Below are 20,837 nucleotides of genomic sequence, written 5' to 3'. Positions count from 1 at the left end.
ACTCCTGTTTTTCTTCTCCTGAAACAGCGTGCGACATGTCACCTTCCACTGTCCTGATGCAGGCGGACGAAATTGCCGACGCCCGGCAGCTGATTTCTCTCGCGCTGACAGAAGATCTTGCGGGTCTGTCTGACATCACCACCGATTCGCTGGTCCCGGAGTCGGCTCAGGGGCGGGTGCAGATTGTCTCGCGTGCTGCGGGGGTGCTGTCGGGAGCGGCGGTCGCCCGGCAGGTGTTCGAGCAGCTCAACCCGAATGTCCGCTACGACCTGCATTGCCGTGACGGTGCGCCGCTGCAGAGTGGAACGGTGATCGCCACCGTGGAAGGTTCCATGCGGACCCTCCTGACGGCCGAGCGGACTGCGCTGAACTTCCTGACGCTGCTGAGCGGTGTCGCCTCGCTTACTCGCACCTATGTGGAAGCCGTCCAAGGGACTCGGGCGGTAATTCTCGACACCCGCAAGACCCTGCCCGGGTTACGACGACTGCAGAAGTTCGCAGTCCGCTGCGGCGGCGGGCAGAATCATCGGATTGGCCTGTATGACGCCGTATTGATCAAAGACAATCATCTGGCCTGGTGGCTGGAGTCGGGGCATTCACTGGCCGATGCGATTCGGGAAGCCCGCCGTCAGGCCCCCGAGGGGATGATTGTCGAGGTGGAAGTCGATTCCCTCGCTCAGCTGCAGGAGGTGCTTCCCGCTGGGCCCGATATCGTTTTGCTCGACAACATGTCGACCGCGCAGCTGTCCGAAGGGCTTGCCCTGCGGGATTCCCTGGCTCCGACGGTTCAACTGGAAGCTTCGGGGGGAGTGAACCTGAACACAGTCGCGGCGATTGCCCGGACAGGGATCGACCGGATCAGCATTGGCGCGCTGACGCACTCCGCCCCCGCGCTCGACATCGGCTTCGACTGGGGAGGTTAACGCCGGTGGCTCCTACGCAGCCCGGCGCAGTTCATTCGTCGACTGGCCACGAGTGATCCCGGCGTAGCGACTCCTGTTCTGTTCACGTTCGATCGAGTGAGGTTCCAGTGAGCGCTTCTTCTCCCGCTTCGTCAGACTCGCAGCTGACCATCAGAAGGGCAGGTCCCGACGATGCCGAGGGGGTCTGGGCAATTCTGAACCCGGTGATCCGGGAAGGGGTCACTTACGCACTTCCTCGCGAAATGAGTCGCGAACAGGCGCTCGCGTTCTGGTTCCATTCGGATCGTCAGGTCTATGTTGCGGAGGAACAGGGAGCCATTCTGGGCACCTTCTATTTGCGGCCGAATTATCCCGGTGGTGGAGCACATGTCGCCAACTGTGGCTATGCGACTTCGACTGCGGCGCGCCGGCGGGGAATTGCCCGGCGGATGGGACTGCATTCGCTGGAGGTGGCTCGTGCTCAAGGTTATCGGGCGATGCAGTTCAATTTCGTGGTCAGCACAAACCTGACGGCGGTCCGGCTCTGGAAGTCGATCGGCTTTCAGGTCGTCGGCACGCTTCCCGGGGCCTTTGCCCATCCCGAGCAGGGTGATGTCAACGCCCTGGTGATGTTTCAGCGGCTGGACTGAGCCCCGTTCCGGAAAAACCGTACGGATCCGCATTGTCGCCAATTCTTTGAGCAGCTTTTTTTCTGTTATCGGAAATCGGGTGGATCTGACGTCAGGTTCCCCGTTTTCGTGAGGGCGTCGCATCACAGGGGGCGGCTGTCTGCCCGTCACCCGGTCCACGAATGCTTGAGTCCGGGGATTCCGGCCGCTGAGCCTGCTACGATGGAAGTGGATCTGGTCTCATCTTTGGCAGAGGTGCTGCATGGCGACTGGGAATGTCCGGGCTGCGACGGTTCCCGTGGGAATCGATCTGGGGACAACGTATTCCTCTCTGGCCTATCTGACTTCACAAGGGCAGCCGGTCACGGCGGCGAATTCGGCGGGAGAGCTGTCGACGCCTTCCGTCGTCCTGTTCGATGAACATGAAGTGCTGGTCGGGACGGAAGCACTGCGACAATCGATCACCTATCCGGAGCGGGCGGTCCTGCATGCGAAGCGGTTCATGGGAGACCGCAACAAGGTGTGGGTGATGGATGGTCGCCCATACCGTCCGAAAGATATCGCAGCGTTCATTCTGAAAAGTCTGCTGACCAGCGCGGAAGAAGTGCTGGGGAAGATTCGTCACGCGGTGATCACGGTTCCCGCGCAGTTCAGCGATCTGCAGCGGCAGGATACCGTCGAAGCTGGCCTGCAGGCAGGACTGGAACGGGTCGACATCATCAATGAGCCGGTGGCGGCTGCGCTTTGTTATGTGCTGGGCGAGGGGATGTGGTTTGCGGAACTGGCGGAAGAGCAGACGGTGCTCGTGTTTGACCTGGGGGGCGGGACGTTCGATCTGTCGCTGGTGAAGTACAACAAGTCCAATGTGCAGGTGCTGGCTTCGGGGGGAGATCTCAAGCTCGGAGGGCTCGACTGGAACAAGCTGCTCGAAGAGTTTGCCTGTGATGAATACATCAAACAGTCGATCAGCGATCCCCGACTCGACCGGGAGAGCCTGCAGGCACTCACCCTGGAAGTCGAACAGGTGAAGCGGAGTCTGAGTGTCCGTCCCCGTTCCACGCTGGTGGTGCAGCATGAAGGTCGCCGCAAGGCCTATGTGATCGAGCGGGACTACTTTGAACTCCTCTCTCATCCGTTGCTGGAACGTCTGACGACGATCACCAATCAGCTGCTGCGGACCCAGGGTCGGGGCTGGGCTCAGGTGGATGCGGTTCTCGTGACCGGAGGCTCCTCACGCATGCCGATGGTGCGGAACATGTTGAACCGGATCAGCGGCACAACCCCGAATCACACTCTGTCGCCCGACCAGTCGATCTGTCATGGAGCCGCCTACTATGCCGGCATGCTGCAAAGTGGCCGCAAGCTGGAATCGACATCGCTGCTGGGAACTGCGCAGGCCAAGCTGGGGCAGGTCCGTCAGCAGAGCGTCAGTGGACGAGGACTCGGCATTCTGGTTCGCGACAAAGAGTCGGCCGAGCGCAGGGCCCATTATCTGATTCCGGCGAACACGCCATTGCCGTGTGCCTACCGTCAGCGCTTCGGTACGGCGCTCCCCAATCAGAACTATGTTCACCTGCATATCATCGAGAGTGGAACCGCTGCGGAAGAGCCCTATGTCGAGATTGGTGACTGCAAGATCACGGGGCTTCCCGACAACATGCCGGCCGGTTCCCCGGTGGAAGTGACGATCAGTTACGACGAAGAAGCCCGGATTCATGTCGAGGCGATCGATCTCACGAGTGGTTCCGCAGCCACCACGGTCATCGCCCGCACTCCGCCGCAGCGACAGCAAGTGCCGACTCCCGCTCCGCCGGTGATCGATCCGTTCGTGATGATCCCCTCCGATCAGGACCTGCCGACCGCGACCGTCGTCCGTACGCCGTCCCGGAATCCGAAATCGCAACCGTCCCCTGATGTTGTGCCGTCACAGGACCCTCCCGGCGGTGGGCGAAGAACACAGGCGGCCCCGCTGATCCCCCCCGTCCGGCGTTCGAAGTTGGAAGACGCGGATCGGCCTGTTCCGCTCTGCAATCAATGCGGTGCCATCCTGGGCCTCCGCGGGGAATGCCGTCGTTGTGACTCGAAAAAAACAAACAAACCGGCCCCCTCCCGGCCGTTGCAACCGTTTCCCGGAGACGAGAACGCGTCAATCCATACTGATCAGACCGAGCCGATCCCGGTCCTTCCCCCTCCGCGGGAGACTGGGGGGCAGAATCTTCGCAAGAAGCGGGACCAATAGGACGATTTTAGGGGTGAACATCGAATTGACGGTTTGTTGATCGCAGGTTTCTCCTCGCAGACATGGCGGGAGAATCAGAAATGCCCGCGAAAATCAACCGTAAAATCAAAGTTCTCTAATTTGATGTGGTTCTGGCTTGGAAGCCGAAACCCCGAAAAGTTAGACTACCTCGGTTGCGAGTCCCACTCGCGCTCCCCGACCTCCCCATAAAAATTCTGTCGATTTCGTCAGCGGTCACTCCTGCCTCACGCGACCGTTTTCCCGATGAATCGAGAGAATGCAAAGTTGGACACCATGACGAACTCCCCAATTCGGCATACGTCCTTGTGCACCGCATTGACGTTTCGCCGCATCTGCCTGCTGGTCATTCTGGCTGCGGTTCTCTGCATCCCCGTCATCTCATACGGTGTCGGCGAAAACTTTCCCGTCGTCCCTCCGGATGGCTTTGTCGCCGCTTCGCGGTCTTCGATGGAACTGGTTGTTTCGTCGCGGGGTGAGCTGGAAGGGGTGGAGAATGTCTATATTCGCAGCCAGTGCGAGTGGCCCACCCGCCTGTTGTGGATTGCTCCCGATGGACAACGGGTCAAGAAGGGTGAGGTCATTGCCCGGTTTGATACATCCGCACTGGATGAACGTCTCAAGGTCCGTCAGATTGCGCTGGTCAACGCGGAAGCCCAGCTGGAGCGGGCTCGTCAGGAGCAGCAGATCCAGCAGCTGACGAACGAGAATCGGATTGAGGCCGCCAAGCTGGCGGTCACGCTGGCCGATCTGTCCCTCGCCGGCTACCAGGAGGGGGGATACCCGCAGCAGCTGCATACGCTGGAGGCGAAAGTGGCTCTGGCGGAAGAGGAGTGGAGCCGGGCGCAGGATAAGCACAAATTCGTCTCCGATATGGTCCGTGTCGGCTACAAAGCGCCGATCGACGCCGAGAACGAGCGTCTGGCATTGATGCGCGCGGCCCAGGCTCATCAGGCCGCGAAATCGGATCTGGAAGTCTTCCGCGACTTTACCCACCAGCGAACGCTGACCCAGATGAAGGCGGAAGCGGACATCGCCCACAACGAGTTTGAACGGGCCAAAATGCGGGTGAGCATTTCCAATCGGTTCCGCGAGATTCAGTTGCGGGCCTGCCAGAAATCGGTTGAGATTCTGAAAGGGGACGTCTTCCGCTACGAGCAGGCGATTGCCGCCTGCACCGTCGTGGCTCCCCGGGCCGGGGAAGTGATGATCCACCGTCGTGACAACCAGATGATCACGGAAGGCATTACCGTTCAGCCCCGGCAAATGCTCGCGCTGCTGCCCGATCGCGATCAGCTGGTGGTGCGGGTCCGGATGCACGAATCACGGATTCGGATGATCCAGGCCGGGCACGCAGTTCAGGTTCGCGTCGATGCGGCTCCGTCGGAGTCCTATGCCGGAGAAGTGACGATGGTCTCCAGTGTCCCCTTTACCGGCCGGTTCCCGAATCCCGATCTGCGGGAATACGGAGTGCTGGTCAGTCTGACGGTGGACAGTGAAGCCCGAAAGAAGATTGCTCCGGGAATGTCGGCGATGGTCGACATCCTGGCCGACCGCCGTTCTGACGCGCTCACTGTTCCCCTCTCGTCGATCGTTGATATCGGTGGTCAGATGACCGCCTTTGTCCGCCGAGGGAATAACATCGAAACCCGGCCGGTCACGGTCGGTCTGATCAACGAGAGCAGTGCGGAAATTGTGGAAGGACTGCAGGACGGGGAAGAAGTCGTCCTGCGCCCCCGGGTCACCTGTGCCCAGCGGATCAACGCTCTGCAGAGCCGCACCTATGCCGACGCTGGCGAAAGCAAGTGGTCGTTGCCGGCGCTGTAAGGTCGGTGCCGTGAAAACCCGGCGATGACGTCCCTGGCGTCAGTCTGCCCCTGTGGTCCGGTGGTGACCGCCTCCGGGGAGCGCTTTCCTGCTGAGCGGAGAGCCTGCGTGACGTCCGTCTAGCTCGAACCGGTTCATTGCGAACTGTGCCCGACGCACGCTCAAACGGTCCGCTGACAACGTGATGCCTGCCGGGTGCATCCCCGTGCAGAACGACCTGTCGATGCACCAATGCCACATGGCGTGGATCAAAAGAAAAACGGACGATCCCGGGTTGGGAATCGTCCGTTGTCAGCCAAGAGAGGGGTTATTCGTCGGTGACGCAGCCCAGTGACGCGTTGGAAACGTTCTTGATGTACTTGTAGAGCGTCCCCCGCGTGAACTTATACGGAGGAGCCTGCCAGTTCGCCTTACGGGCGTTCAGTTCTTCGTCGGTCAGGTTGACGTTGATCTCGTTCTTTTCGGCGTCGATGGTGATGATGTCGCCATTCTGCAGCAGGGCGATCGTCCCCCCTTCCTGGGCCTCGGGAGTGACGTGACCGATGATGAAGCCGTGCGAACCGCCGGAGAAGCGGCCATCGGTGATCAGGGCCACCTTGTCTCCCAGGCCGGCACCCATCAGAGCGCTGGTCGGAGTCAGCATCTCGGGCATGCCCGGTCCCCCCTTGGGGCCTTCGTAACGAATCACGATCACCTCGCCCCCCTGAATCTCCTTCCGCTCCAGCCCGTGCAGCATCTCTTCTTCGCTGTCGTAACAGAGTGCCGGGCCGGTGAACGTCAGCCCTTCCTTGCCGGTAATCTTGGCCACCGCACCCAGCGGCGAGACATTCCCCCGCATGATGCGGATGTGCCCGGTCTTTTTGATGGGGTGCTGCAGATCGTGAACGACAGCTTGTCCCTTCTTCAGGCCGGGGACGTTGGCGACGTTCTCTCCCAGCGTTTTTCCGGTGACCGTCAGGCAGTCGCCATTGAGGTAGCCTTCATCCAGGAGATATTTCAGCACAGCGGGAGTCCCGCCGACATCGTGAAGGTCTTCCATGACGAACTTTCCGGAAGGCTTCAGGTCGGCCAGGAAGGGAACCCGATCCGAGACTTTCTGGAAGTCATCGATGGTGAGTTCGACATTGACGCTGCGGGCGATCGCCAGCAGGTGCAGCACCGCATTCGTGGAGCCGCCGAGAGCCATCACCACCACCATCGCATTTTCCAGCGCTTCGCGGGTGATGATCTTGCGGGGAGTCAGTTCCAGTTCCATCAGGCGGCGGATGGCTGCGCCGGCGTCGAGACACTCCTGCAGCTTCGCGGGATCTTCCGCGGGGATCGAGGAGGAGTAGGGGAGTGACATGCCCATCGCTTCGATGGCGCTGGCCATGGTGTTGGCGGTGTACATTCCGCCGCAGGCGCCGGCGCCGGGGCAGGATTTCCGCACGATTTCCTGGCGCTGTTCATCGGAGATCGCACCGGCGAGGTACTGGCCATACGACTGAAAGGCCGAGACGATATCCAGCTTTTCTCCCTTGGAGGAGCAGCCCGGCTTGATGGTGCCGCCGTAGACCATCAATGCCGGCCGATCGAGCCGTCCCATCGCCATAATGCAGCCCGGCATATTCTTGTCGCAGCCGGGGAGCGTGATCAGACCGTCATACCACTGCGCTCCCATCACCGTCTCAATCGAGTCTGCGATCAGGTCGCGGGACTGCAGGGAGAAGCTCATCCCTTCGGTTCCCATCGAGATTCCATCGCTGACGCCGATGGTGTTGAACCGCATGCCGACCAGTCCGGCCGCCGCGACTCCCTTCTTTACCTGGGCGGCCAGCTCGAGGAGATGCATGTTGCACGAGTTCCCCTCGTACCAGCAGCTGGCGATGCCGACCTGCCCTTTATTCATGTCGGCTTCGTCCAGGCCGGTCGCGTACAGCATCGCCTGTGACGCGCCCTGGGAGCGTGGCTGGGTAATACGGGCAGAAATTTTGTTGAGTGCGCTCATGGTTCTTCCGGCGGGATCCTGTTACGGCAGTTGACACTGACAGTGTGATCCGGGTTCAGCTTGAATTTCGAATCGGCAAGTTTGACGAATCCGCAGAGCAGCGTCGAGTGTTGAACGGTGGGGAGACGACCGCGGCGAAGGGATTGGCCCCCCGAGAACTTCCGAAGCGGATTTTGCCCCCGGGACGGAAGTTTGGGTCGCTCCCGTTGCGATGAATTTGCCGGGCTGTATACGATAACATTCGCTTGAGTCCTCTTGCGGGGTAAGGCGTTGCCATGATCCAAGTTCGCCATCTCCTGTCGCGGAGCAGCTGTTTGCTGGTTCTGGCAATTGGTGCGGGATTGTCCCCCAGCCTGTCGGCGCAGCAATCGGTGACCCATCTGCCGCAGAGCTATCTGGTCAGCGGACGACTGATCCGGAATGCGTTTCAGGGGCTCGCCGCTCCCTCCAGCCGCTCGACCGTGCGAATTCTCGCCGAGGATGATCAGGTGGCCCTCGGAACAGTTGTCGCTCCCGATGGCTGGATTATCACCAAGGCGAGCCAGCTGGAACATGCCACGCGTGTTGAACTGCCCGGAGGACAACGGCTGCAGTTTGAATTTCGGGGCTATCATTTGCAGCATGATCTGGCGCTGCTGAAAATTTCGGCCGACGCGTTGACTCCCATTCGCTGGAACTTCGAGGCGCCGGATATCGGCAGCTGGCTGGTCACGGTTTCTCCAACCGCAGATCCCGTTGCTGTCGGGGTGCTGAGCGCTGCCCGACGTGCGGTCGCGGTCCGAGGGCGGGGAGTGATGGGAGTGACCCTCGAAAGTTTTGAAGTTCCGCGCATTCGCACCGTTCAACCCCATAGCGGAGCACTGGCTGCCGGGCTGCGGGAAGGAGATCTGGTCTTGAAGGTCAATGACCAACTGGTCGAATCGGGACGGACGCTGGAACAGACGCTCCTTCGTTATCACGCGGGAGACACAGTTGATCTGCTCGTACGGCGCGAGCAGGAAGAGTTGCTCGCCGGGGTGAGGCTGGCGAGGCCCTTTGATCAGGCGCTGGCGCAGATTTCGTTTCACAACCAATTGAATGGTCCGCTCAGTGAGCGTCAGGATGGCTTTGCGGCGGTGTATCAGCACGACAGCGTCATTCGTCCGGAAGAGTGTGGCGGTCCGGTGATCGCACTGGACGGGAAAGCGGTGGGGATCAACATTGCCCGGGCGGGTCGCGTGGAAAGTTACATTCTGCCCGCCGACCTGATTGTCCCGCTCGTCGACGACATGAAGCTCGGCAAATATCCCCCGCCGGCACCCCCGCTGGCCAGCCAGGAGCCTTCTCCTCCTTCGGTGCCGGTCTCGGTCGATTGAGCCCCCACCGCGGGGGAGCGAATGGTCTCCAGCGTGCCGTTAGTCTCGGGGCGTTTTCAGGTGCGTTTTCAGCGGCACTGCAAAGCGAGGGCTGTTCATGCATCGCCCACGCACTCTTTGGAGCCTGAGACAGCGTCGTTCCCTCGAATTGACGGCACGAGTCCTCGTCGCGATGATCGGTGATGACTCCCCCCTGTCAGGGGCGGAGTCTCGAGCATCTTTGATGTTGATGTCCTCGTTCTCGCCACGCGGAAATGAACATTTCAGCACACGAAACGCTTGCTGCGCGGGCACAGGACAGAGCAACCTGCTCGATTCGAGTCCCTTGTCTTCAAACCGAGAGCCGATTCCATGCTGGTGGTGACCGTTGAATTTCGCGTACAGCCCGGACAGATTGAAACGTTTCGCCGGGAAGTCTGTGCACATGCCCAACGTTCGCTGACACGCGAGACCGGTTGTCGCCAGTTCGACGTCTGCTGGCGGGAAGAGGAGCCGGATAAGGTCTTTCTTTACGAGAAGTACGACGACCAGGCTGCGTTTGATGCTCATTGCGAATCCGAGCACCTGAAGTATTTCGCCAGCCTGGCACCACAATGGGTCGCCGAACGTGACCTGCGGATCTGGTCAACCATCGAAGGTTAGCCCCGATTCCGGGGAAGTGTGGCGGCGTTGCGGCGACAAACTTTGATTGAACGCGAGGTATTCCGCCGCCAGAAGGCCAAACATCGTCGAGATTCGCTGTCGGGCAGATTGCTTGGCCAGCGCTCACTCCGGCGCTGGCAAGACTGCCTCCCCATGGGGCTCCTTTTCAGGGACAAAAAAAGTCCCGTGCAGCTGGCACGGGACTTTTGGGCTCGGCATCGAGGACGTCCGGCGTGAATGGGGTTGGCGCGAGGGCAGGTTGCTCTGTCCTGTGCCCGCGCAGCAAGCGTTTCATTTGGTGAAATGCTCACATCCGCGTGGCGAGTACCCTGACCTCAAAAGCCAAGATCCTCTAGCTTTTGGTCAGCCAGCCATGCAGCTTCAGCCACGCGGCGAGACGATCTTTCCAGGCGTTGAGATGCTCATCATTGGGAGCCAGTCCCAGCCCGTGCTTGCCCGGCTCGTAGATGTGCATTTCCACCGGGACACCGTTTTTATGCAGCGCCAGGTAATAAGCGATGCTGTTCTGCGGGGGAACCCCTTTATCGGCACTGGTGTGAAACAGGAACGTGGGGGGCGTGTCGGCAGTCACCTGAGTTTCATTGGAGAGTGATTTCACCAGCTCCGGGTCGGGAGTTTCACCGAGCAAATTCTTCCGCGAACCCGAATGTGTGAAGTCTTCACCAAACGAGATCACCGGGTACGACAGAATTGCGAAGTCCGGTCGGCAGCTTTGCCGGGCCAGAACGTCACTGCTATCCGGTTGACCGTTGTCGAAATGAGTCGACAGTGTGGCTGCCAGATGTCCGCCGGCCGAGAATCCCCAGACCCCCACCCGGGCGCCATTGATTTGCAGTTTCTCGGCGTTGGCCCGCACATACCGAACTGCCTGCTGGGCGTCCTGCAGCGGTGAAGGATGGCGATACTTCGGGCTGAGGCGATATTTCAGCACGACCGCCGTCACGCCGAATGTGTTGAGCCAGCGGGCGACATCTTCGCCTTCGTGCTGCATCGCCAGATGCCGATAGCCTCCCCCCGGAAACACAATGACGGTCGTGCCGGTGCTGGTTTCCGCAGGAACCGGAAAGAGGTACAGGCAAGGCTGGTCGTCGGCATCCGTTCCGACAGCCCCCGGCGCTCCCTGGGGCCACAGCGGAATCGGTTCTGGAAGTGCAGCGTCCACGCTGCCGGTCAGGAACCCGTTCAATGCCAGTAAACAGAGGGCAAGGCAGCGTCGCATCACGTCTCTCCCATTAGTAGGTGAGCGTGCAGCGTACTGCTGATGCAGGGCCGTTTCAACGTTCCGTTCCGGATTGAACATCCGAGGAACGCGCACGTGGAAACGGGTCCGTGGGGCTGTCGTCAGGCGAGCAGGTCCGTCACCACGTGGGCGGGGATGACTCCGGTCAGGCGCTGGTCGAGCCCCTGATATTTGAACGTCAGGCGTTCGTGGTCATAGCCCAGCAGGTGCAGCACCGTTGCGTGGAAGTCCCGGATGTGTACGGGGTCTTTAATGATGTTATACGAGAAGTCGTCCGTCTCGCCGTAGACAAGCCCCGACTTCACGCCTTCTCCCGCCATCCACATGGTGAAGCAGCGAGGGTGGTGGTCGCGACCATAGTTGGTCTTGGACAGATTCCCCTGCGAATAGATGGTCCGTCCGAACTCACCCCCCCAGATGACAAGGGTTTCGTCCAGCAGGCCCCGTTGTTTCAGGTCCTGCACGAGGGCGTAACAGGGCTGGTCGACGTCGCGGCATTGATCCGGCATCCGTCCCGCCAGGTTGCCGTGGTGGTCCCAGTTGTTGTGATAGATCTGCACAAAGCGGACACCCCTCTCGACCATGCGACGGGCGAGCAGGACCGTATTGGCGAAGGTCCCAGGCTTGCGGGCTTCCTCGCCGTACAGTTCGTAGGTGTGTGCGGATTCCTGACTGAGGTCGGTGAGATCCGGCACGCTGGACTGCATGCGGTAAGCCAGTTCGTACTGCTGGATCCGCGTGCGGGTTTCCGGATCTCCCAGAGACTCGTAGGTCATTTCGTTGAGGGCCTTCAGTCCGTCGAGAGTTTGCCGTCGGACCTGCGAAGAGACCCCTGGAGGATTGTTGATGTACAGGATCGGGTCTCCGCTCGTGCGCAGCGACGTGGCGGCATGTTCTCCGGGAAGATAGCCCGAGGACCAGAGCCGCGCAGAAATCGCCTGCACCTGCTCGGTGTTCGTCGGGGTGGCAATCATGACCACAAAAGTCGGCAGGTTCGCATTCAGGGCACCCAGCCCGTACGAAGCCCAGGAGCCGAGGCAGGGGCGGCCGGTCACCTGATTTCCGGTCTGGATGTAGCAGATGGCGGGCTCGTGGTTGATCGCCTCGGTATGCATGCTGCGGATGACGACCATATCGTCGATCATCTTTTTGGTGTAAGGCAGCATTTCAGAGACATGCAGACCCGATTCACCGCACGGTTCAAATTTGTACTTGGAAGGAGCGATCGGGAACCGCGCCTGCCCCGACGTCATCGTGGTGAGCCGCTGTCCCTGGCGAATCGACTCCGGCAGGTCCTTGTCGTACCAGTCATTCATGACCGGCTTGTAATCGTACAGGTCCATCTGGGATGGGCCGCCGACCATATGCAGGTAAATGACCTGCTTCACCTTGGCGGGGAAGTGGGTGGGAACCGCTCCGAGACTGGCAGCCGGGGCTCCCGCGGGACTGCTGGCGTGACCTGTCCCCTGGCCGAGCAGCGTCGCCAGTGCTGCGCCACCGAGCAGGTGTGTCCCCTGTCCCAGAAAATGCCGACGCGTGAGGTTCAGACGGTAGTCATCAAAGAGCGACATCGCTTTGCCCTTCTGGTTGTTCCGCAGCAATCGGTTCCGTCATTGGCCCCAGGGGGGGGCAGCTATTTGTTCAGCACTTCGTCGAGGTTCATCAGTTGGTTACAAAGCATGGTCCAGGCAGCCAGCTCCGGAGCCGACAGCTGGGGATCTGCCTTGGATTCGCCATACGCGATGACCTGTCCCGCTTCTTCCGGGTGCTCGTTGTAATACGCCACCAGACCGGCGAGTGAAGACTCGATGACAGCGACCTCGCGTGTGGAGAAATCGCGTGCGAGCAGCCGCAGGCTGATGACCTGCAGCCGTTTGCCGGTGTCCGGTCCTCCTTCGAGGATGGCCCGCTGCGCCAGTTGCCGGGCCGCTTCGACGAACTGCTCATCGTTCAGCGTAACGAGGGCCTGCAGTGGCGTGTTGGTCCGTTCCCGACGAACCGTGCAGACTTCACGGTTCGGGGAGTTGAACAGCTCGAGCGACGCGGGGGGGGCCATCCGCTTGACGAAGGTGTAGAGGCTGCGGCGATAAAGTTCGTCGCCGGTTCCTTGTTTGTAGTTGCCGGTGTTGCTCCCCTTCATGGCGATCGCTTCCCAGATTCCGGGGGGCTGATACGGTCGAACGCTCGGCCCGCCGATTTTCGCGACCAGTTCACCGCTGGCTGCGAGGGCGTAATCGCGGACCATCTCGGCATCCATCCGGAAGCGCGGTCCGCGCGAGAGCAAACGGTTCGACGGGTCCGCCTCAATCTTTTCCGGAGTCGCGACCGCCGATTGCCGGTACGTGGCGGAAGTGACGAACATCCGGAACAGTTGCTTCACATCCCAGCCCTGTTCGCGGAACTCGACGGCCAGCCAGTCCAGCAGTTCAGGATGCGAGGGGAGTTCCCCCATCACTCCGAAATCTCCCGCGGTCTTGACCAGTCCGGTACCGAAGACCTCCTGCCAGAACCGGTTGACGGTGACCCGCGCGGTCAGCGGATGTTCCGGCAGCAGCAGCCATTGTGCAAAGCCGAGTCGATTATTCGGAAACTCGGCCGGCAAGGGGGGGAGCATCGCCGGAGTTTTGGCAGTCACCTGCTCGGTCCGCTGGTCGTACTCGCCCCGATTGAGGATGTGGGCAGTCGGCATTTCCGGCTTTTCATTCATCACGTGGGCGATCGTTCCCCGCTGCGCGATGATGTCCTGTTCCCGCTGAATCTCGCGACGATCAGCCGCCAGCTGACGTGCCGAATCATCCAGCGTCGGAAGCCACCAGTTCTGCAGGCGGTCGGTCTCCTGAGGAGTTCGCCTCTCTGCCGGTTTGGCGATGATGGCGGACAGTTTGTCCGACGCGCCGAGTGCTTCGATTTCGTAGGGGGCCAGCAATCGGTTGTAGATCCGCAGATCCTGCAGGCCGAGTCCCTCTAGCGACGAATCCCTTTCATTCCTTCCGATCCGCAGCGGAGCATTGTTGCGGATGGAATGAGAAACGGTCCCGAAGTTCGGACGGAAGTCGGCGGGTTCCCCATTGAAATAAGCAGCCAGCCCGCCGGACTTGCCGGAACCGTCATAGGAGAGAATGACATGAGTCCATTTGTCCGCTTCAACACGGCGGCGGGGGGTGTTCGACAACGACTCCATGTCGGAATGCGAGATGCGCAGGCCGACGCCGAGATTGGTGGCGAACAGTTCCCAGCCCGTCGACCCCTGCATGCGACCGACGATGGTCCCTTTTCCTTTGGCGGGAAGTTTGACCCAGGCCGAGATGGTGAACGGCTGATCGAATTCAAAATCTCCGGCGTCCGAAAACTCGGGGGAATCGGCCTTGCTGACGAGGTAGGTCTGCACATGGCCGCTGCGGTCGGCTTGCCATTTTGACCCGGCATCGAACTCCATTGGCACTTCCTGATTGCGGACCAGTGCGCTGGAGGATGTGTCTGTCAGAGGGGCCAGCAGTTCCAGTCCGGCCTGCGGGAGATTGTCAGTCACGGCGCCGGGAGTCGCTGTGGCCAGCCATTGCTGAAACTGTTCGGCCGTCGCTTCACGTCGCTGGGCGATTCGCGCATCAAGTTCGGCGGCGGAGCGGTTCAGCTCTTTCCAGGTCATACGGTCGGCCGGTTCCGGAACCACGATGACCGGCGGCGTGTTTGGAATGTTGCCGTCTTTGGCTTTCTGGGTCGTGTTGTTGAAGTAGGCAGCGAGTTCATAGAACTCACGCTGGGTCAGGGGATCGAACTTGTGCGTGTGGCAGACAGCGCAGCCTGCGGTCAGGCCGAGCCAGATCTGCGAGGTCGTTTCGACACGGTCTCGGGTATACAGGACGAGATATTCCTCATCGATGATTCCCCCTTCGTTGGTGGTGATGTTGCAGCGGTTGAAGCCTGAGCCAATCTGCTGTTCGAGAGAGGAATTCGGGAGCAGGTCCCCCGCGAGGTTCTCGATCGTGAACTGGTCATACGGCATGTTGGAATTGAAGGCCTGAATGACCCAGTCACGATACGACCACATTTCGCGGTAGTTGTCGAAATGGACGCCGTGGGTGTCCGCATAGCGGGCATAGTCGAGCCAGTAGCGTCCCCGATGTTCACCCCAGGCCGGCGATGCGAGGAGCTGGTCGACAATCTTTTCGTAAGCATCGGGGGCAGAGTCGTTGAGGAACGACTGTGTCATTTCCGGGGTCGGAGGGAGGCCGGTGAGATCGAGACAGACTCGTCGCAGCAGGGTGGATTTGTCCGCTTCCGGAGCAGGGCTCAAGTGAGCTGCCCGGAGGCCTTCCAGAATGAACGCGTCAATCGGGTTGCGGACCCATGAGCGGTCTTGCGGCTGGGGGACTGGCGGTCGAATGGGAGCGATCAGCGACCAGTGAGGCTGGTATTCCGCCCCCTGCAGAATCCATTCGGCCAGAGTTTTCTTCTGGGCGTCCGTGAGACTCTTTTTGGTCTCGGCGGGGGGCATGATCTCGTCGGGATCATGCGAGTTCACACGTCGCAGCAGTTCGCTGTTGGCCGGATCGCCCGGTGTGATCGCTCCGAGCTCGATGGCGGCCTCCCGCTGGTCCAGTCGCAGGTCGGCCTTGCGGGAGGCGCTGTCCGGGCCGTGGCAGTTGAAGCAGTGCTCGGCCAGAATCGGCCGCACATCGCGGTTGTATTGCAGTGGTGTCCCGGCCTGGGCTGTCGCCGAGAGAAGCAGCCAGGCGCTGCAGACAGCAACCTGCTTGACTGCGAGCCGAATCAGGCGAAGGGGTGGGTGCCTGGAAAGGGAGGGGGCTCGGAACGGACGATTCATACGCTCGATCCTTAATCAGTTACGTACGAGGCAGGGCACGACTCCAGTATCGAACTCCGGAACGAATATGTCGAGACATCGCCTGGCAGGCGGCCTTGGCGTTGCCTTCAATCAGTGCGGTGAGAATTGCCAGGTGCTCGGCAGCTTCTTCCACGCAGCGGAAAGGGTCTGATGTATTGGCGTTCTGTTCCCAGGCGGTATCCCGAAATGCACGGAACAGCAGCTTGAGCCGCGAAAGTTCCTGCATCAGAAACCGATTGCCACAGGACTCTGCAATCAGATCGTGTAAATCGTCGTCGAGCTTGCGGGCTTTCGCAACCAGGGCCGCAGATCGACGTTTGATCTTGTGTATTTTGCGGAATTCTTCAGCCAGTGCATGCAGTTGCGAGAGATCCAGCCGGCCGCAGGCCAGGCGGGTGGCTTCGCATTCGAGGGCGCGTCGCACCTGTGCGACTTCCCGCACGTCCCCGGCGGAGACCTTGCGGACGACTGCTCCCCGATTGGGGACGAAGTCGATAATGCCGATCGTTTCGAGGCAGATCAGGGCCTCACGGATGGGGGTGGGGCTGACCTGATACCGTTCGGCCAGATCTTTGATCACCAGATGTTTTCCGGCTTTGAGACGGCCGTGAAAGATCTCCTTGATCAGCAGTCCCGTCACCATTTGCCGTCGTTGGCCGTGGCTGCAGGGCTGCTCCAGCCCTGCGCGTGAGGCTTCATCGTCAGCCTGATCGCGTGCGAGGGAAATTGAACTCATGGGACGTCTCTCCAGTGGGGGACCATGTCGAAACCGTCCAGGCTGCACGCGTGGAGAATAGAGAATCACCAACGGATTCCATGCAAACCGGGAAGATTATATTTATTGAACCGTCGAAGTCGACGATCTGGACTACTGAATTCTGTAAATTTCATGGGGTGAGGCAGCCCGAAGACCCACCGCTGACGCCGTGAGTCCTGAGGCAGACCGCACACACGCAGGGCCAACCGATTGAATTTAAGAAGTTATGAAACCTTCTTCAAGTCATATTTAATGTGGATGCCGTGAGGCAAAATGCGTTTCCGGTCGTGCCCTCCGCTCTATCCAAAAGGAGGATTTTCGCGCGCACAGGCAGGCGTCATCAAAATCGAAAAAATTTCAGCCCAAATAAATTTCGCATAGGCATAGAATTTGATCCAAGCGGGAGAGATTCATTCCTCCATTGCATTCGATTCACCCCCACGTGAGTCATAAAAAGGGCAGCAGCCATGGGAGAAGTCATCCACAGCGATCCGGCGATCGAAGCCGAAAACCTGTTCCACATTGTGGCGCATGCCTGGCCGCAGGCGGATCGTATCCTCGGGCAGGCCAACGGTTTCGACATTCAGCAGACGATCGGGAGCCAGTCCGAATACTTCGAACTGAAAAACCTGTCCCGCACCCGTTTCGGAATCGCCACGATGCGTCGACTTCTGGGCTAGGCGTCTGCCCACTCGGCTGATTTCGGGAGCATGGCTGGTCGCTTGCCGACCGTTTGTTGCGTGAAGTTCTGCTGCTGACGTTTTATGATCGCGTCTCGCTCGTCACATCTGACTAGGAGACGCAACATGGGTTCGATTCGGTGTTGGGCTGTCCCGGGTGCTGGTCAGGAACTCCAGCCGTGGAGTTACGAGACGGGAGATCTGGCCCCCGAAGAGGTGGAAGTTCAGGTCGAGACGTGTGGCGTCTGCCACTCCGACCTTTCGGTTGCCGACAATGAATGGGGCAATTCTTCTTACCCGAGTGTGCTGGGCCACGAAGTGATTGGCCGGGTCGTCGCGCTCGGGTCGGCCGCAAAAGGGCTGCAGGTCGGCCAACGAGTCGGAGTCGGCTGGAACTCCGGCAGCTGTATGCACTGTCGGCAATGTCTGGGGGGAGTTCATCAACTTTGTGCGCAGGCCCAGCCGACGATCCTCGGGCATTACGGTGGGTTTGCGGAAAAGGTACGGACCCATTGGGCCTGGGCCATTCCGCTCCCGGAAAATCTGGATCCTGCCTCCGCCGGTCCACTCCTTTGCGGAGGGGTGACCGTCTTCTCACCGCTCGCCACGTACGGTGTCCCACCGAGTGGTCGGGTCGGCGTCGTCGGAATTGGTGGTCTGGGGCACATGGCGTTGAAATTTGCCAACGCGTGGGGTTGCGAAGTGACAGCGCTCACCTCGAGTGAGTCAAAGGCTGACGAAGCCCGCAGCTTTGGAGCTCACCGGGTGATCTCCAGCCGTGATCCTCAGGCAATGGCTCAGGCTGCCGGGACGCTCGATCTGTTGCTGGTCACGGTGAATGTCACCCTCAACTGGGATCTGATGCTCGGGATGCTGAGGCCACAGGGGCGAATGCATGTCGTCGGGGCGGTGCTGGAACCGCTCGCGATTTCCACGTTCGGGCTGATCTTCGGGCAGAAGCAGGTTTCCGGCTCACCCACGGGGAGTCCGAACATGATCAGCACGATGCTGGAATTCGCAGCCCGTCATCAGATTGCTCCCCAGGTCGAATACTTCCCGATGAGCCGCATCAACGACGCCTTCGCCCATCTCAAGGCGGGCAAGGCGCGCTATCGGATTGTCCTCAATGCCGATTTTTGAGGTGGCAGGTTCCGCAGTGCAATACTGTCGCTCACCCCTGAAGACTCTTGTCAGCTTTGCCCCTGTTGGTCTCAAGTGGGGAGAGCAGTGAAGCGGGATCCAGTGCACGCTGGATCTCCCGCTGAATCTCGTGGACGCGAGCGGAAGAACGGGTCGACAGGTTCGGCACGTGCCAGTCCGGATGACCACGGAAGACCTGCAGGTCTCCGGCACCGCGCGCGATGAACTCCTGCAGGGGATCCAATCTTTGCTGCGCTGCCGGGGCGCTGTTGCAGTCTGCCGGCAGGTGGATCAGGACGACTCCATCGCCGGCGTGAGCCTGCACACCGCAGCCTTGTCCCGTGGCGAGCTGGACCAGTTCACCGACCCGCGACGGCAGCAGGCTCGCCTGCAGGCTGAGTGGCGTGGTCACCTGCGCGGGAGATTCTGTCAGTGCCTGCCACAGTCGGAGTGCCGCGTCTGAGGGCAGGTGAACAAGGTCCTCGCTGTGAATCCTGCGGAGTTCCTCACGCACTTTTTCTACCTGCCAGGCTGTTTCCACGGCGGTGGCGGCGAAGCCAATGCAGAGCACTGACTCCGCTGTCGGCAATGTCACATCCGCCTGCCGCTGAAGATCATTCACGAGAGGTTGATTCACGAGGTCGAGCACCATCGGACGTGTCTCCGAGGTGTTCAGTCCCGCGAGCAGCTGTTCCGCCTGAAGTGCGGATCGGACCGGGACGCAGACGAACTCCGTGGAGGCCGCCCGGGGACGGAGTTTGAACGTGACCTGGGTGATAATTCCCAATGTCCCTCGGGAACCGATCAAGAGTTTGCACAGGTCGTAGCCGGCCACGTTTTTTACGACCCTTCCGCCGGCGGAGTAGAGACGGCCCTGGCCATCGACAGCTGAGATGCCGATCACGTAGTCCCGCAATGTGCCGTAGCCGAATCGTCCCGGGCCACTGGTGTTGGTCGCAATGGCGCCGCCGATCGTCGCCCGGTCTGCCTGCGGAATATCGATGGGGAGTTGTTGCTCCTGGGCTTTGAGAATTTTGCGGAGTTCGGCGACCCGCATGCCGGCTTCCACAGTAATGGTCAGATCGCGCGTCGGGTAATCGATCAGCCGGCTCAGGCCGGTTGTTGAAACGGTAATGCTGTCGCCGCTGACTGCGCTAGTTCCGGCGGGCCACATGGTCCGGCCACCCGCGGGCGTGAGTCGTTGGCGTGGTCCGGAAAAGTTTTCCTGCATGAGCGAAGCGAGTTCTGTCGCGGTGGCAGGCTGCCATTCAGTCGTGGACACGGGAGTCTTTCTGCGGGGAAGTGATCAGCGAAGATTGCGGATTTCGGCGAGCCCTTTTTCCGCTTCAGTGGCTCGCCGCGCGGTGAGGCTCGAATGATGAATCAGCCAGTACGTGATGACTGTCAGCATTCCACCCCCCAGCGTCGCCAGTGCCCAGAAGCCCGGACTGACAAATCGCGTGGGGATCCCGGATTGCTCCAGCTGATCCCCGTCCGCACGAATGGCGCGCGCAAAGACGAAACGGACGGCAGCCAGCTGAAGCAACAGGCCCGCCGCCAGAGAGATCAGAATGACAGAATGAGCACTGGGAGGCATGCGGACATGCTAACTCATTTCTGTCGATTCAGCATTTGTCCGCGAGTGAGCGTCTGCAAAACGGAAGAGCAGAGCGGAACGGGCGCATCCGTGTTCCGTGGTGTGGCCTGTTCACCAGGAGAGTGCGGACCTCCGGCAAGGGGAGTCAGTTCCACTCCGGGTGTTCGGACTGCTGGGGGAGAATACGGTTTGCCCGCAACGAGCGGCAGAGCAGATCATCCCAGACCGCATACGGATCGGAGTGAAACACGTATTGCGGGTCGGCCGGAATCGTCAGCCAGTCTCCCCGTTCGAGTTCTCCTTCGAGCTGTCCACCACTCCAGCCGGCGCAGCCGCAATAAACGCGGTAGTTCAGGCGGTCCTGTTGCGAGCAGCCATTGGAGACGATGCTCTCGAAGACTTCGGTGCTGCTTCCCATGTAGATTCCGGGAACCACGAAATCTTCGGTCGGGTCGAGATCCTCGCAGTCGTGAATGACGAAGAGGGCTGCGGGTTCAACAGGCCCCCCCAGATAAACCGGGTCCTGATTCTGGGGAAGTTCGAGATGGCCAGTCAGTGCCCGGGAGACGGTGACGGCCGAAGGGCGATTGACCACCAGGCCCATCGCTCCATCGGGACCATGTTCCACAATCAGTACCACCGTTTTGAAAAAGTTGGGGTCGCGCAACCGGCAACCCGCTATCAAAAAGTGGCCTCGTAGTGATTCGTTCATACCGCGCCGACACTGGAACTGACAGAAGGAAAGGGCTCGCGAACGACAAGGGTCGAACGCAAGGTGCTCAGTTGTCAGTTAAGGCCTGGGTGCCTTTCTCGCAGAACTGCGAGAGTCCTGTCACGGAGAGAATTATAACTCCCCGTCCAGGCGCCGAACAGATCCGTTCTGTCCCGGAATGTCTGAAGATTTTTCCCGCGGAAGGGGGGACGAGCGAGAGGCCAATTCCGCGGCGGCCAGGGGCA

16 protein-coding genes are annotated in these 20,837 nt (G+C 60.4%); 8 read left to right on the top strand and 8 right to left on the bottom strand.

Features of this window, described 5'->3' with window-relative positions:
* Nucleotides 1–35: 35 nt before the first annotated feature.
* The 4 genes from nadC (at nucleotide 36) to SH664x_RS19970 (ending at nucleotide 5,615) form a co-directional block, all read left to right on the top strand.
* Nucleotides 36–923, top strand: a complete 888-nt coding sequence (gene nadC, locus SH664x_RS19985) for a carboxylating nicotinate-nucleotide diphosphorylase (protein WP_437203878.1) — start codon at nucleotides 36–38, stop codon at nucleotides 921–923.
* A 143-nt stretch (nucleotides 924–1,066) separates the two neighbouring features.
* Complete coding sequence (locus SH664x_RS19980) at nucleotides 1,067–1,552, top strand: N-acetyltransferase family protein (RefSeq protein ID WP_437207277.1); 486 nt, start codon at nucleotides 1,067–1,069, stop codon at nucleotides 1,550–1,552.
* A gap of 241 nt (nucleotides 1,553–1,793) precedes the next feature.
* The gene (locus tag SH664x_RS19975; RefSeq protein ID WP_437203876.1) at nucleotides 1,794–3,770 is read left to right on the top strand and encodes an Hsp70 family protein; all 1,977 of its coding nucleotides are present in this window, start codon (nucleotides 1,794–1,796) and stop codon (nucleotides 3,768–3,770) included.
* Between the two features lie 294 nt (nucleotides 3,771–4,064).
* Nucleotides 4,065–5,615 carry an efflux RND transporter periplasmic adaptor subunit gene (locus tag SH664x_RS19970; protein ID WP_437203874.1) on the top strand — a complete coding sequence of 517 codons (1,551 nt, stop codon included), beginning with the start codon at nucleotides 4,065–4,067 and terminating at the stop codon, nucleotides 5,613–5,615.
* 307 nt (nucleotides 5,616–5,922) lie between these two features.
* On the opposite strand, the gene ilvD is transcribed toward SH664x_RS19970, so the two are convergent.
* Nucleotides 5,923–7,602: a dihydroxy-acid dehydratase gene (ilvD, locus tag SH664x_RS19965; protein ID WP_437203871.1), complete on the bottom strand. Its 1,680-nt coding sequence runs from the start codon at nucleotides 7,600–7,602 to the stop codon at nucleotides 5,923–5,925.
* Between the two features lie 275 nt (nucleotides 7,603–7,877).
* On the opposite strand from ilvD, the gene SH664x_RS19960 reads away from it, so the two are divergent.
* On the top strand, nucleotides 7,878–8,957 hold the full coding sequence (locus tag SH664x_RS19960; protein ID WP_437203869.1) for a PDZ domain-containing protein: 1,080 nt from the start codon (nucleotides 7,878–7,880) through the stop codon (nucleotides 8,955–8,957).
* A gap of 351 nt (nucleotides 8,958–9,308) precedes the next feature.
* Nucleotides 9,309–9,599, top strand: coding sequence for a putative quinol monooxygenase (locus SH664x_RS19955; RefSeq protein WP_437203868.1), 291 nt, complete (start codon nucleotides 9,309–9,311; stop codon nucleotides 9,597–9,599).
* Nucleotides 9,600–9,951: 352 nt separating this feature from the next.
* Here the strand turns inward: SH664x_RS19955 and SH664x_RS19950 are convergent, their stop codons facing one another.
* The 4 genes from SH664x_RS19950 to SH664x_RS19935 all read right to left on the bottom strand — a co-directional run bounded on the left by SH664x_RS19950 (nucleotide 9,952) and on the right by SH664x_RS19935 (nucleotide 16,442).
* Complete coding sequence (locus SH664x_RS19950; RefSeq protein ID WP_437203866.1) at nucleotides 9,952–10,839, bottom strand: alpha/beta hydrolase; 888 nt, start codon at nucleotides 10,837–10,839, stop codon at nucleotides 9,952–9,954.
* Nucleotides 10,840–10,961: 122 nt separating this feature from the next.
* Nucleotides 10,962–12,431: a DUF1501 domain-containing protein gene (locus tag SH664x_RS19945; RefSeq protein WP_437203864.1), complete on the bottom strand. Its 1,470-nt coding sequence runs from the start codon at nucleotides 12,429–12,431 to the stop codon at nucleotides 10,962–10,964.
* Between the two features lie 62 nt (nucleotides 12,432–12,493).
* Nucleotides 12,494–15,685, bottom strand: coding sequence for a DUF1553 domain-containing protein (locus SH664x_RS19940; protein ID WP_437203861.1), 3,192 nt, complete (start codon nucleotides 15,683–15,685; stop codon nucleotides 12,494–12,496).
* A 19-nt stretch (nucleotides 15,686–15,704) separates the two neighbouring features.
* Complete coding sequence (locus SH664x_RS19935; RefSeq protein WP_437203859.1) at nucleotides 15,705–16,442, bottom strand: GntR family transcriptional regulator; 738 nt, start codon at nucleotides 16,440–16,442, stop codon at nucleotides 15,705–15,707.
* Nucleotides 16,443–16,930: 488 nt separating this feature from the next.
* On the opposite strand from SH664x_RS19935, the gene SH664x_RS19930 reads away from it, so the two are divergent.
* The gene (locus SH664x_RS19930) at nucleotides 16,931–17,143 is read left to right on the top strand and encodes a hypothetical protein (RefSeq protein WP_437203858.1); all 213 of its coding nucleotides are present in this window, start codon (nucleotides 16,931–16,933) and stop codon (nucleotides 17,141–17,143) included.
* Between the two features lie 126 nt (nucleotides 17,144–17,269).
* Nucleotides 17,270–18,283, top strand: a complete 1,014-nt coding sequence (gene ahr / locus SH664x_RS19925) for an NADPH-dependent aldehyde reductase Ahr (RefSeq protein WP_437203856.1) — start codon at nucleotides 17,270–17,272, stop codon at nucleotides 18,281–18,283.
* Nucleotides 18,284–18,314: 31 nt separating this feature from the next.
* Here the strand turns inward: ahr and SH664x_RS19920 are convergent, their stop codons facing one another.
* From SH664x_RS19920 to SH664x_RS19910, 3 genes are all read right to left on the bottom strand, one after another.
* Entirely contained in the window at nucleotides 18,315–19,565 is a 1,251-nt protein-coding gene (locus tag SH664x_RS19920; protein WP_437203854.1) for an FAD-binding oxidoreductase, read from the bottom strand.
* A 24-nt stretch (nucleotides 19,566–19,589) separates the two neighbouring features.
* Nucleotides 19,590–19,880 carry a hypothetical protein gene (locus SH664x_RS19915; protein WP_437203852.1) on the bottom strand — a complete coding sequence of 97 codons (291 nt, stop codon included), beginning with the start codon at nucleotides 19,878–19,880 and terminating at the stop codon, nucleotides 19,590–19,592.
* A gap of 145 nt (nucleotides 19,881–20,025) precedes the next feature.
* Nucleotides 20,026–20,547, bottom strand: coding sequence for a YqgE/AlgH family protein (locus SH664x_RS19910; RefSeq protein WP_437203850.1), 522 nt, complete (start codon nucleotides 20,545–20,547; stop codon nucleotides 20,026–20,028).
* Nucleotides 20,548–20,837 lie beyond the last annotated feature (290 nt).

It is taken from the genome of Planctomicrobium aquicomposti (assembly GCF_051466325.1).
Classification (GTDB): Bacteria; Planctomycetota; Planctomycetia; order Planctomycetales; family Planctomycetaceae; genus Planctomicrobium.
Note: the sequence above shows the minus strand (reverse complement) of the source record. Positions and strands in the feature narration are given on the sequence as shown.

Coding starts and splice junctions, on each gene's coding strand:
- nadC (WP_437203878.1), top strand. CDS start 36: ATGTCACCTTCCACTGTCCTGATGCAGGCGGACGAAATTGCCGACGCC.
- SH664x_RS19975 (WP_437203876.1), top strand. CDS start 1,794: ATGGCGACTGGGAATGTCCGGGCTGCGACGGTTCCCGTGGGAATCGAT.
- SH664x_RS19970 (WP_437203874.1), top strand. CDS start 4,065: ATGACGAACTCCCCAATTCGGCATACGTCCTTGTGCACCGCATTGACG.
- ilvD (WP_437203871.1), bottom strand. CDS start 7,602: ATGAGCGCACTCAACAAAATTTCTGCCCGTATTACCCAGCCACGCTCC.
- SH664x_RS19960 (WP_437203869.1), top strand. CDS start 7,878: ATGATCCAAGTTCGCCATCTCCTGTCGCGGAGCAGCTGTTTGCTGGTT.
- SH664x_RS19955 (WP_437203868.1), top strand. CDS start 9,309: ATGCTGGTGGTGACCGTTGAATTTCGCGTACAGCCCGGACAGATTGAA.
- SH664x_RS19950 (WP_437203866.1), bottom strand. CDS start 10,839: ATGCGACGCTGCCTTGCCCTCTGTTTACTGGCATTGAACGGGTTCCTG.
- SH664x_RS19945 (WP_437203864.1), bottom strand. CDS start 12,431: ATGTCGCTCTTTGATGACTACCGTCTGAACCTCACGCGTCGGCATTTT.
- SH664x_RS19940 (WP_437203861.1), bottom strand. CDS start 15,685: ATGAATCGTCCGTTCCGAGCCCCCTCCCTTTCCAGGCACCCACCCCTT.
- SH664x_RS19935 (WP_437203859.1), bottom strand. CDS start 16,442: ATGAGTTCAATTTCCCTCGCACGCGATCAGGCTGACGATGAAGCCTCA.
- SH664x_RS19930 (WP_437203858.1), top strand. CDS start 16,931: ATGGGAGAAGTCATCCACAGCGATCCGGCGATCGAAGCCGAAAACCTG.
- ahr (WP_437203856.1), top strand. CDS start 17,270: ATGGGTTCGATTCGGTGTTGGGCTGTCCCGGGTGCTGGTCAGGAACTC.
- SH664x_RS19915 (WP_437203852.1), bottom strand. CDS start 19,880: ATGCCTCCCAGTGCTCATTCTGTCATTCTGATCTCTCTGGCGGCGGGC.